Source organism: Myxacorys chilensis, assembly GCF_059505265.1.
Window position 1 is genome coordinate 19,344 of the sequence record NZ_JCACKG010000014.1, and the last position, 8,713, is coordinate 28,056.

Here is an 8,713-nt window from a genome sequence, read left to right on the forward strand (position 1 = left end):
CCCATCTGATGAGAAAATTAGAAACATTGTTTTTCAAATTCGCTAATGCTCAAAATTACCATTGATGCAACGCCCGTTCTGCCGAAGCCAAGCGGAATTGGGTTTTATGTGGTGAATTTAATTCGAGCATTAGAAGAGATACGATTAAGGCAGGAGCCGCAAGAGGATTTTGCGCTTGATATTATTTATCAAATTAGTCTAAAAGGTTGGCTCAAAGGTAATTTTTCGTGTCCGGAACCACTTAAAGAATTTAAAGGGCTGCGCCTATTTCCACTGCCTGTAAAAGCATCTAATCTTTTCATCAAATCTCCTCAATTATTCCTGCCGTATCTTGAAGACTATTTTGGTTTTTCAGATATTTTTCATGGAACGAACTACACGGTTTTTCCATTTAGAAATAGTAAGAGAGTCTTGTCAATTTATGATTTAACGTTTGTGAAGTACCCTCAGTTCACAAATTCCACTGTTAAGGCCTATACAGAACGAGTTAAACGATGCCTTCAATGGACTGACTTGGTGTTAACAATTTCTCAGAGTTCCAAACAAGATATTGTTGAATTATTAGGGGTGCCACAAGAAAAAGTTTTTGTTACCCCGCTGGCGAGCCGCTACGCGGTTGAAGATGGAAATCGGTTAGCGCAAGGCATGACTTTGAAAGAATCGCTGACCGATACTTCTGTAGATTACGATTTTTCTAAACCCTATATTTTATTTGTGAGTACGATTGAGCCTCGCAAAAACATTGCCACATTAATCGAAGCGTTTGATTATTTGAAGGAAAAATATCACCTTGAGCATCAACTGGTGTTGATTGGTCAGAAAGGCTGGTTGTATCAATCGATTTTTGAACGGATAGCGCGATCGCGCTATCAAACCCACATTCATCACCTCAGCTATCTCTCTGATGAACGGGTCGCGTTGTTCTACTCAAAAGCGGACGTTTTTGTTTACCCGTCTTACTACGAAGGGTTTGGTTTGCCGGCGCTAGAAGCGATGACGCTGGGTGCGCCAGTCATCACCACAAACACGTCCTCTCTGCCTGAAGTGGTGGGAGATGCCGCGCTGCTAGTTGAACCGGATGCGATGACTGATTTAGCGGATGCAATTTTGCAAGTGGTCAGCAGTTCTTCGTTACGAGATCAGCTGATTTCCAAAGGAAAAGAACGAGCAAAACTATTTTCTTGGAACCATACTGCAAAAGAAACGCTAAAAGCTTATAGACTTCTAATGTCGTAACTCTTCTCGATTTATTTTGTCTGGTCAACTCCTGGTTAATTTATCTTTTTTAGCATCCAAACCAACAGGACATACGGTGTATGCTAAAAATCTTTTGACCGCCTTAGAATCGCTTAATCCAGTTCTGTTAACAGGAAAACTCTTATCAAACTTTCGGTGTTATCAAATTTCAGATCAGCTCACTCCCGATCAGGGTACAAAAGGGCATTTCTCACGCCTTGTTTGGAATCAGTTTAGCTTGCCTAAAATTTATAAAGAACTTAAGGCAAACTTGCTTTTCTCGCCGATCCCTGAAGCGCCGTTATCTTCAAATTGCCGTTTTGTGGTGACGCTTCATGATTTGATTCCGCTACGATTTCCGCGTCGAACCTCGCCGCTAACATCCTACTTTCGCTACTATATTCCACAGGTTCTAAAGCAAGCAGAGCATGTATTGTGTGATTCGGAAGCGACAGCAAACGATGCCTTCAATTTCTATCAAATTTCTCACCGGAAAATGACAGTTGTTCCAATCTCGTATGATGAAGCTCATTTTCGATTTTTAGACTTACCGACTCAAAATTATTTTCTCTATGTTGGTCGCCACGATCCTTATAAGAATTTAGAGCGTCTGATCGCGGCTTTCGCAACGTTGCCCGATCAAGAGTACGAACTCTGGATTGCCGGATCGCCCGACGATCGCTACACTCCAATCTTGTTAGCCCAGGCAAAGGCATTAGGCGTGGCAAATCGGGTCATATTTTTGAGCTATGTTCCCTACGCAGAGTTGCCGAACTTGCTCAATGGCGCGATCGCACTTGTTTTTCCTAGTCTCTGGGAAGGATTTGGCTTACCCGTCCTCGAAGCGATGGCGTGTGGAACGCCCGTGATCACCTCAAATCTCTCGTCGATTCCTGAAGTCGCCGGTGATGCTGCGATATTGATTGATCCGTATGATGTCAACGCGATCGCAGACGCTATGCACAAGGTCACGGTCGATTCAGAACTCCGCGCTCAGTTAAATCAGAAAGGACGCGATCGCGCGACGCAATTTAGCTGGCAAAAAACTTCTGCAACAACGACTGACATTCTTAGGCAGTATCTTTAATCCTTGGCCAGAAGGAGAACAACACCACAGATAATAAACGCCATTCCAAACACTCGCACCAGCGGAATCGACTCGCGAAATACAAAATGACCGATGAGAACCGAAAAAATGTATTGCAAAGCAACGGCTGGAGCTAAAACGCTGAGCTTCACACGAGTCAATAGCAAAATGTACAATACTGCTCCAATGCCGTAGCATGCTAGTCCTATCACTAGTTCGGGTGTAGTGGCAATGCTCATGACATGATTGAAAGCATTGCTGGCCGTTAGTTTGCCGAGTTTGAGAGCGCCCGTTTTCAAAAAAAACTGTCCGCTCACACCCGCAATCAGTGACAGGAGAAATAACAGAAACTCTTGAACAGTCACAAACTATCCTTCAATGGGCTACATTTCATCAGTTTACAGCGACACTAAGAATTCCTTGGGTAGAGCAGGATTTTGTAGGTCTCTGGAGTAGGCGCGATCGCTTGATCAACGGCAGTCGCTAATTCCTGAAGCGGATAGCGATCGCTGATCAAGGCATCCACATCGATTCGATGATTAAACACAATATCTGCTGCCAACGCTTGAACGCGGTAAGACGAACTGTAACTGCCCATCAAATCAATTTCGCGGCGATACAGAAGATTTGGATTAATTGGAATTTCTAATTCATCGGGAAACTCGGCGAAAAAGAGAATTTTTCCCCCTTTGCGGGTACAGTCCAACGCTTGGAAAAAGGCTTTATCACTGGGAACGGCGAGCAGCGTAACATCTGCACCCATGTCGCCTGTCATCGCCTGGATCTTATGGGACAACTCTGGATCACGAGCATCGAAGGCGGCTTCTGCGCCGACACTGATTGCTTTTTCTATGCGAGATGGAATCAAATCGGTCGCGATCGCCCGCGCCCCAAAATGCTTCACCAACATGATGAACATCAGTCCGATCGGTCCTGCCCCAGTCACCAGCACCGTTTGCCCCGGAGCAATTTGAGCTTTCTTCACCGCTTTGAGACAGCAGTTGGTTGGCTCGACAAAACTGGCCTGTTCAAACGTCACATCATCTGGAATCGCGATCAAACCGCCATTGCGCACAATATGACCGGGAACGTTCACATAGTCGGCAAATCCGCCGCCACTGGGCGTAAAGCCAGCCGTTGTTGTGACGTTCTTGTAGACATCGCACATCGAAAAATTCTCATTGAGGCAGTAAGCGCAGTGCATACACGGAATGTGATGCAGCACCACTACGCGATCGCCCACCGTCCAGTGCTTCACTTGGTCACCGACTGCCGCGATCGTGCCCGCCATTTCGTGCCCAAAAATTCTGGGCGGCTGGTAGAGCGGGTACTTGATTTTTTTGATGTCAGACTGACATAGCCCAACCACGCGAACCTGCACCAATACTTCATCATTGCCAATCTCAGGTAACGGCACGTCTTCGTAGCTGAGTTGGTTAACGCCTCGAAACACCTGCGCTTTCATGTGAATTTCTTGAAAACTCCTTTGATAGTGACTGTACCATTAGCTGTTGTTCCGTAGCGGTTGGTTTGGGTCTTTAAGACATATGCAAATTCTTCAGACAGATGTTTTGGTGGTGGGTGGTGGTACCGGAGGAACAGCCGCCGCAATCCAAGCGGCGAGGCGAGGGGCTAGCACCATTTTAGTGAGTGAGTTTGCTTGGCTCGGCGGAATGCTCACGAGCGCTGGCGTTGCTGCGCCAGATGGCAATGAGCTAGAAGCCTTTCAGACCGGAATTTGGGGTACATTTTTGCGATCGCTTGAGCAACGGCAGGCAGGCGGACTAGACAACGCTTGGGTTAGTTTCTTTACCTACGAACCCAGGGTTGGAGCAGAAATTTTTGCCGATTGGGTGACTGAACTTCCTAATCTCCACTGGATCTCAGGTCAGAAGCCTGTCGAAGTTTTAAAACAAGGCGATTCCTCACGCGGCCAAGCCCTGTTCTCTAACGTGGCGCAGGGCGCTAATCGTGTCGTTGGAGTCCGATTTCAGGATGTGACGGTCTACGCCAAAATTACGATCGATGGTACAGAGCTAGGAGATTTGCTGGCGCTCGGCGACATTCCCCATCGTTGGGGCTGGGAGTTTCAGTCAGAATGGAACGAGCCGAGTGCGCCCGCTTCTCCCAGTGCTTTGACAGAGCGTTATCCGGTACAAGCGCCGACTTGGGTGGTTGTGCTCAAAGAGTTTGGACAAGACGCACCCCCCATTCCGGCTCCTCCAAATTATGATCCGGAGAAGTTTGTGGGGGCTTGGGAGAAGTACGGAGGCGATCGCTTCTTAACGTACGGGCGTTTACCTAATGATCACTTTATGATCAATTTTCCGGGTCGGGGCAATGATTATGGAGAAGGCGTAGAACGGCTTATTTTATCGAATACGCTAAAAAATCAATTCCTTCAAGAGGCGCTTTGGCACACTCAAGGCTTTGCTCATTTCATTCAAACTCACTTGGGTCGGCGCTACGGTTTAGCAGAAACAGCATTTCCCAACGAATCTGGAAGTTTAGGAGGCGGGGCGTTTGCGCTGCATCCTTACTACCGCGAGAGCCGTCGGCTGATCGGGCGAGTCACCGTTCGAGAACAAAATATTTTGCCGCAAGGCGCTGTTGCCCCTCTACCCATCGCCATCACTGCTGAGGGCTGCGAAAGGGTAGAAACTTGGTGTGAAGCGATCGCGATAGGCAACTACGCCAACGATCATCACTACCCAAGTGGCGACATTCCGCTAAAGCCGAAATCGATGCGCTGGGGCGGACGCTACACCGGAACTCCGTTCACCATTCCCTATGGCAGTCTCGTCTCGGCTACCGTAGATGGATTTTTGGTATGTGAGAAAAATATTTCAGTGTCTCACATTGCCAATGGGGCAACGCGACTACAGCCGCTTGTGTTAGGCATTGGACAAGCGGCGGGTATGGCAGCAGCACTGTGTATTGAACAGAACTGCCAGCCACGAGACTTACCCGTGCGATCGCTACAAAATGCCTTGACTGATGATGCGATCGCGCCTGCTGCCGTCATTCCCTTGCTTAACCTACCGCCTGCTCATCCTGATTGGCGATTCTGGCAACACTATTATCTCAATAATCCCGAAAGCTACCCTACTAACGGCTACTGCCCCCTCTCTCCCCACTCCGTACCCCGCACCGCTTATCCCACGTCTCTTGTCTCTGGCCGCTTTCAACGACAGTCTGACCAATCGTATTGCCTAACTGTAGAAAACACGGATCACCCTTGGTCGCTCGTCACGCTTAACGCCGAGATTGACGCACAGCTTAAGCAGTATCCGACCGAACAATCACTGACCCTTTCTGGTAGAATAAATAGCGCTGGACGTTGGCTTTGCGTAGAATCTCTTGGTTAAGCAGCGTCAGTCTCAAAGCACGTCATCTTCAACTGGGCAAGGTTACTGAATTTAAGCGAATTCAGGCGATCTGTCCTGATGCGTTATGGATTTGTCTGAATCAGGAAACATAACCCTTGATTCAGATTGAATTCTATGCGTGTTCAAACTTCCTTTGTGTTAGCCGGTTGGTTTATAGCTTCCGCGATCGCAGGACTTTTTGCGATTCAACTTTCTTCCTCTCCGTCCAATCAATTTAATGCGGCCAATCCGTCCCAAAAGAGCTATCTTGACCACCGAGGAAGTGGACGATTCGGAGTGTAATTGTCTTAAATCTAGCTGTTGCTTACTGTTCTGCAAGTTAACTTAAGCAAGTTTTGTTTAAGCGGTTCATTCGTTAAGAGCCTTTCAATTTAGCCAACAAAGATGAATATTTCTACTAGCGGATGTAATCTTTTTGAAGGCTACATCCGCTAGTAGAATGGGCGAACATTGAGTTCGTTCTTGTTCACTCCTTGCTTCATCAGGAAGGCTAGGAGATGTAGAAACACCGTTGTTCAATACAATAAATAGAAGTTGAATAGAAGTTACTTCGTTCTTTATTCCTGAGCGATCGCTTCCGTCTAATTTGACTCTTAAACTTAACTTCTACAGGAGTAGAACTGTTATTGTATTGACTAAAGTTTTTGGGGTCATTACTGACCCATTGGTGTATCCTTGTTGCTAATTGCTCTACCTAACATGACCACCAACTTTGATCTGATCAAACTCTTAAGCCCTAGCGCCATCGATCAGATCATGTTGTATCTTGCTTTCAGCGCGATGCGAACGGGCGGACATCGACACGGGGCGTTTTTAGATGCCGCTGCCACTGCCGCTAAATGCGCGATATATATGACCTATTTGGAGCAAGATGGCAACCTTCGAATGACGGGGCACTTGCATCACCTTGAGCCAAAGCGGGTTAAAGCGATCGTCGAAGAAATGCGAAAAGCGCTGGCCGAAGGCAAGTTGCTAAAAATGTTAGGGTCTCAAGAACCGCGCTACTTGATCCAGCTTCCCTACGTTTGGCTGGAGCAATATTCTTGGCAACCGGGGCGATCGCGGATTCCAGGTACAAGCCTCACCGCTGAAGAAAAGCGGATTATCGAGCAAAGGCTACCGCCCAATCTACCCGATGCCCTGCTGCTCAACTCCTTTCAGTTTTTAGATTTAATTGAATTTCTTCACAAGCGATCGCAAGAAGATTTGCCAGAAGAGCAGCGAATGCCGGTCAGTGAAGCCCTGGCAGAACATATCAAGCGTCGCCTGCTTTACTCCAAGACGGTGACTCGGATTGATTCTCCCTGGGGAATGCCGTTTTATGCCCTGGCTCGCGCTTCTTATTATGTGCCGGATGACCCGGAAGAGCGGGCTTACGTGATGATTGAAGATACCGCGCGATTTTTTCGTCTGATGCAGGATTGGGTCAGTCGGCAAGGGCGGGTGATCCGCGTGTTAGAAGAATTAGATATTCCTAGCGATCGTATTGACCAAGCGGCAGAAGAACTGGATGAAATTCTGCGTCAATGGGCAGACCGTTATCATCAAGCGGGCGGTAAACCGTTTGTGGTGCAGATGGTTTTTGGGCCTATCGATCAGACATAAGCTCAAGATTAATTGTCTGAGATGCTTTGGGGTGGAATCAGTTAAAGCAGTAGGGTTTCCTTGATGTGCCTAATTGCCTTTGTAGGTCAAGGCTACACTGGAGAACAAGCGGTCAAGGTGGAGAGGTTTATACTGAAACGCCTTGTACCGTAAACGAGTGCGCTGTCCTGATTCGCTGATCTCGCGCCAGAATTGGTCATTCAGCATGGGGATTTCAAAATTCTGCCCCATAGTTTTTCGTTAGTCGCTGAAATCATCTCCCCAAGCGGTGAAGCTGAAGAGGTTTTCACAAAAGTACGCCACAAAAGTACGCGAATATCTCACGTCTCAATGTCAGGAAGTTTGGCTCGTGTTTCCAGAAAGTCAGTGGGTGCTGGTGATTACGTCGCAACAGCAGGAACTCAAGACGCTAGGAGAGACAGTTAGCACCAAAAGTGCCTTACCAGGATTTAGTGTTCCTGTAAGTGAGTTGATTGCTTAACGGACACCGTTGCGCTTTCTGAAGAAATATAGACACAAGGGCATCATGGGAACTCTGAAATAAATGCAGTTGCACGGACTTTCAGATTCCAACGATGAAAACTCATCATCCCCGCACACATAAAGCGTTCCCGTTACAGGCGGTTCTCGTTGTTCCCTTCGTTCTACAAATCTTTGGGGCAGTCGGGCTAGTCGGCTATTTGTCCTTTACAAATGGACAGAAAGCGGTGAACGACTTGGCAGAACAGTTGACGGCTCGGACTAGCGATGTCGTAGACGAACACCTGAAGTCTTATCTCTCCATTCCCCAAACGCTGAATCAGATTAATGCAGATGCCATTCGCAGAGGGGTGTTGGATGTGCGCGATCGCGAAACCGTCGGCAAGTATTTCTGGGATCAGATGCAGGCGTATGACCTGACTTATATTGGCATCGGATTGACAACGGGCGAAGGGCTTGGAGTGGCTCGTTACGACGGCAAGACCATCACCCTTGATGACTGGACTGCCAAGCTGCCTAACAACAATATCAACTACGCCCTCGATAGCCAAGGCAATCGATCTCAGATCAACGGTCGTTGGAGTTGGAACAATTTCGGCGAAACTTGGTATACCGACCCCATTGCGGCGGGTAAACCCATTTGGGCAAAGATTTATGCTACAAATTTTCCGACGGGTCCCTACATTTCTGCCTCTGCTAGTCGTCCGATCTATGATTCGCAACGCCGCTTACTGGGAATGCTTGCAGCCGACATTCATCTATTAACTTAAGTTGCTAGTTAGAAGCGGCAGGGGAAGCAAAGCAAATAAAATCTCTTCAAGGAGTTGGACACCTCAAAGAGAAGAAAAAATGCTTAACGAAATTAACTTAAGTTGCTAGTTAGAAGCGGCAGGGGAAGCAAAGCAAATAAAATCTC

At 47.4% G+C, this 8,713-nt stretch carries 9 protein-coding genes; 7 read left to right on the forward strand and 2 right to left on the reverse strand.

Annotated features, from left to right (window positions below):
- Positions 1 to 45 precede the first annotated feature (45 nt).
- Together AC5JLB_RS00765 and AC5JLB_RS00770 are read left to right on the forward strand one after the other, a co-directional pair.
- Positions 46 to 1,236 (forward strand): glycosyltransferase family 4 protein, encoded by a 1,191-nt coding sequence (locus tag AC5JLB_RS00765; RefSeq protein WP_495871948.1) that lies wholly within the window; start codon positions 46 to 48, stop codon positions 1,234 to 1,236.
- A gap of 16 nt (positions 1,237 to 1,252) precedes the next feature.
- Positions 1,253 to 2,323 (forward strand): glycosyltransferase family 4 protein, encoded by a 1,071-nt coding sequence (locus AC5JLB_RS00770; protein WP_495871949.1) that lies wholly within the window; start codon positions 1,253 to 1,255, stop codon positions 2,321 to 2,323.
- Here AC5JLB_RS00770 and AC5JLB_RS00775 read toward each other — a convergent pair.
- Positions 2,320 to 2,688, reverse strand: coding sequence for a DMT family transporter (locus AC5JLB_RS00775; protein WP_495871950.1), 369 nt, complete (start codon positions 2,686 to 2,688; stop codon positions 2,320 to 2,322). The genes AC5JLB_RS00770 and AC5JLB_RS00775 overlap by 4 nt on opposite strands.
- Positions 2,689 to 2,732: 44 nt before the next feature.
- Complete coding sequence (locus AC5JLB_RS00780; protein ID WP_495871951.1) at positions 2,733 to 3,788, reverse strand: zinc-dependent dehydrogenase; 1,056 nt, start codon at positions 3,786 to 3,788, stop codon at positions 2,733 to 2,735.
- Positions 3,789 to 3,870: 82 nt separating this feature from the next.
- Here AC5JLB_RS00780 and AC5JLB_RS00785 point away from each other — a divergent pair, with 82 nt between their 5' ends.
- From AC5JLB_RS00785 to AC5JLB_RS00805, 5 genes are all read left to right on the forward strand, one after another.
- Positions 3,871 to 5,691, forward strand: coding sequence for an FAD-dependent oxidoreductase (locus AC5JLB_RS00785; RefSeq protein WP_495871952.1), 1,821 nt, complete (start codon positions 3,871 to 3,873; stop codon positions 5,689 to 5,691).
- Between the two features lie 135 nt (positions 5,692 to 5,826).
- Positions 5,827 to 5,994 (forward strand): hypothetical protein, encoded by a 168-nt coding sequence (locus tag AC5JLB_RS00790; RefSeq protein ID WP_495871953.1) that lies wholly within the window; start codon positions 5,827 to 5,829, stop codon positions 5,992 to 5,994.
- Positions 5,995 to 6,411: 417 nt separating this feature from the next.
- A complete protein-coding gene (gene hetR, locus AC5JLB_RS00795) occupies positions 6,412 to 7,317 on the forward strand; it encodes a heterocyst differentiation master regulator HetR (RefSeq protein WP_495871954.1) in 906 nt (301 codons plus the stop codon).
- Positions 7,318 to 7,585: 268 nt separating this feature from the next.
- A complete protein-coding gene (locus AC5JLB_RS00800) occupies positions 7,586 to 7,798 on the forward strand; it encodes a Uma2 family endonuclease (protein ID WP_495871955.1) in 213 nt (70 codons plus the stop codon).
- Between the two features lie 94 nt (positions 7,799 to 7,892).
- Positions 7,893 to 8,567, forward strand: a complete 675-nt coding sequence (locus AC5JLB_RS00805; RefSeq protein WP_495871956.1) for a PDC sensor domain-containing protein — start codon at positions 7,893 to 7,895, stop codon at positions 8,565 to 8,567.
- Positions 8,568 to 8,713: the final 146 nt, after the last annotated feature.

Excerpts from the sequence above, each read along its gene's own strand:
- AC5JLB_RS00765 (WP_495871948.1), top strand. The coding sequence starts at position 46 with ATGCTCAAAATTACCATTGATGCAACGCCCGTTCTGCCGAAGCCAAGC.
- AC5JLB_RS00780 (WP_495871951.1), bottom strand. The coding sequence starts at position 3,788 with ATGAAAGCGCAGGTGTTTCGAGGCGTTAACCAACTCAGCTACGAAGAC.
- AC5JLB_RS00785 (WP_495871952.1), top strand. The coding sequence starts at position 3,871 with ATGCAAATTCTTCAGACAGATGTTTTGGTGGTGGGTGGTGGTACCGGA.
- AC5JLB_RS00790 (WP_495871953.1), top strand. The coding sequence starts at position 5,827 with ATGCGTGTTCAAACTTCCTTTGTGTTAGCCGGTTGGTTTATAGCTTCC.
- hetR (WP_495871954.1), top strand. The coding sequence starts at position 6,412 with ATGACCACCAACTTTGATCTGATCAAACTCTTAAGCCCTAGCGCCATC.
- AC5JLB_RS00805 (WP_495871956.1), top strand. The coding sequence starts at position 7,893 with ATGAAAACTCATCATCCCCGCACACATAAAGCGTTCCCGTTACAGGCG.